1 protein-coding gene is annotated in these 599 nt (G+C 73.3%); it reads left to right on the forward strand.

What is annotated here, in order from left to right; translation table 11 throughout:
* The coding region (locus tag APM_RS13220) for an efflux RND transporter periplasmic adaptor subunit (RefSeq protein WP_007423865.1) at positions 1 to 547 on the forward strand (547 nt) is incomplete at its 5' end.
* Positions 548 to 599: the final 52 nt, after the last annotated feature.

Here is a 599-nt window from a genome sequence, read left to right on the forward strand (position 1 = left end):
CGTCGCGGCGGGGGCGGCGCTGCTCGATATCGGCGATCCGCACCAGCTCGAGATCGTCATCGATCCGCTCTCGGAGGATGCGGTGAGGATGCGCCAGGGCGAGGCGGCGATCGTCACCGGCTGGGGTGGGCCGGACCTGCACGCGGTGATCCGCCGGATCGATCCGGTCGGGCGGATGAAGGTCTCGGCGCTGGGGATCGAGGAGCAGCGCGTCGATGTCGTGCTCGACCTCACCGATCCGCCCGCGCGCTGGCAGGCGCTCGGCGACGGGTATCGGGTCGATGTGCACGTGATCACGTTCCAGGGCGATGTGCTGCGGGTGCCGCTCGGCGCGCTGGTGCGGACGGGGGATGGCTGGGCGGTGTACGTCGATGACCGTGGCGTGGCACGGCGGCGGGCGGTGACGGTCGGCGCGCGCGGCGGGCTTGAGGCCGAGATCCGCGCGGGGCTCGCGCCGGGGCAGCGCGTGGTGCTGTATCCGGGCGAGCGGATCCGCGACGGCACGCGCATCGCAATCCGCCCCGCCGGCGCGGAGGACGGGTCGTGACTATCCGCTGAACGGAAACAGGTGCAGCCGGTCGGCCGCGACACGCAGGGCG

The sequence above is a fragment of the Acidiphilium sp. PM genome (assembly GCF_000219295.1).
GTDB lineage: Bacteria > Pseudomonadota > Alphaproteobacteria > Acetobacterales > Acetobacteraceae > Acidiphilium > Acidiphilium multivorum.